The sequence below is a fragment of the Butyrivibrio sp. CB08 genome, assembly GCF_003625485.1.
Lineage (GTDB): Bacteria > Bacillota > Clostridia > Lachnospirales > Lachnospiraceae > Butyrivibrio.
On sequence record NZ_RAIR01000020.1, the window covers coordinates 1 to 1,754 of the forward strand.

2 protein-coding genes and 1 pseudogene are annotated in these 1,754 nt (G+C 39.0%); 1 reads left to right on the forward strand and 2 read right to left on the reverse strand.

Annotation, left to right across the window (positions count from 1 at the left end; genetic code table 11):
* Positions 1–284: 284 nt before the first annotated feature.
* On the reverse strand, positions 285–1,178 hold the full coding sequence (locus D6855_RS16570) for an IS30 family transposase (protein ID WP_243112025.1): 894 nt from the start codon (positions 1,176–1,178) through the stop codon (positions 285–287).
* On the opposite strand from D6855_RS16570, the gene D6855_RS16985 reads away from it, so the two are divergent.
* Positions 1,077–1,379, forward strand: a complete 303-nt coding sequence (locus D6855_RS16985; protein ID WP_243112028.1) for a hypothetical protein — start codon at positions 1,077–1,079, stop codon at positions 1,377–1,379. The genes D6855_RS16570 and D6855_RS16985 overlap by 102 nt on opposite strands.
* 90 nt (positions 1,380–1,469) lie before the next feature.
* Here the strand turns inward: D6855_RS16985 and D6855_RS17205 are convergent.
* Positions 1,470–1,583: pseudogene (locus tag D6855_RS17205) on the reverse strand (helix-turn-helix domain-containing protein); the annotation flags it as partial.
* Between the last annotated feature and the right edge of the window lie 171 nt (positions 1,584–1,754).

Consider the following 1,754-nt stretch of genomic DNA (forward strand, 5'->3'; position numbering starts at 1 on the left):
GGTAAATAATCAAAGTAAACGCAACATATTTCAATTAAAATTTTTCTTAAACTAAATGCAACGAAAGTCAGTGTCTATCAGGCATTGGCTTTCTTTTTTTGTCCCTATTCTACCAGTTTTTTTCAATTCTGAACATGGCAAAAAGACGTCTGGCATCTATATTCTCACACTAAATGCAACACATCTGGTCTGTATCAAAAATGTTGCATTTCGGATGAGACGTGACATATGATAATCAAAAGCGACCATTTATTAGCTGCAACTAATAGATGGATACGGATGTGTTATCTGTGCCATCTTTTGATGAGCGCAGGCTTGAGACAAACTTCATCCGACTTTATTTCGACAAGCTTCATGACTTCATGGAGCTTGTTGTCTATTAATACTTTTGATAGCTGATATGGCGTTTTTCCATGGTATTTATCACGTGCGAGGCTGTTTATGTGATTCATTATGAGAGTGATCTCTTCCTGTGTCAGATCCTCAAATGAAATACCTTTTGGGACCACGTACCTTATGAATTCATGGTTCTTTTCCAATGCACCTTTCTGCCAGGCACACTGAGGATCACAGTAGAACAGCTTTGTTTTGATTTCCCCATATCTGTCGCATTCAATGGCTTCAGGATTTAAAAATTCAATTCCACGGTCTGTCAGTATGACTGGGAAAAGCTGCTTAAAAAGCTCGATTCCGAGCTCATCACAAAGCCAGTTTAATGCACAGACAACCTCCTCCTGTGTCTTTTGTTTCAAGAGAATGATCAGCATGAGATTACATGATCTGAATAGGAGAGTGAGCAGTACTTTGCTTGTGGACACCGGCCCAACAACGGTATCCATCTCTACCACGTCAGTATCTGGGTTTTGCTCCATATATTTCTTGAAACGTTCGTAACTCCTTGATAGTACAAGAAGTTTTTCTTCCTTAGTCAGCTTCTTGTCATCAGAAGCCTTTCGTGCCTTATATTTGACCCTTCTTGGCATATCGATGTTCCTTGCTGTAAACACGGAGTCATTTATATATCTGTAAATCGTGCTACGGCTGCAGTTTATTTCGTCTGAATGAGTGGCAAATATATGAGAAAGAGACTGACCTTTTCTGATGAGAGGGGAGATAAGATCATCCATTTCCTGGAGAGATTCAGGATCCTGATTTATTCCTTCCCTGGTGCTTATCAGCGTGTCCTGATAGGAATTATGGGCATAGGAAGCGTAATAATAGTATCTTTCGTAATTACACGCAAGCTTATGGCATCCGTTGCACACATGTGGCGATTTGTTAAGTATTTCACATTCGTTAGGGAAGTAGTCAGGACAGACATCAACACATGCATGGCAGTTTCTACATGGACCAGCACAGCGTCGTCTGTCTTTACATAATCCATAAACGATACAGTCCTTTTTTCTTGCACATGGAGGCTTTGCACCTGGAAAACGCTTGCCTTTAAATGATCTGTGTTTTAGGATTTCACGGATAACTGTAGAACGTGATTTGCCTATTTTTCTGGATATTGCACTAGGGGAAAGATTATTATCAAGACCTTCTTGGATAGATACACGGTCATCTAATGTCATATGAGACATTTTTCTTCACCTGCCTTTCATATAATGTTGGATCATCATATGAACACCAAAGACCATCATCCGAAATACATTTATTATCCTTAGAATAAAAGAAATCCCAGACTAAATGCAACAGCAGTTATTTTTGTTGCTTTTAATCTAGGATTAGTGCGTTTATTATGGTATTTTACT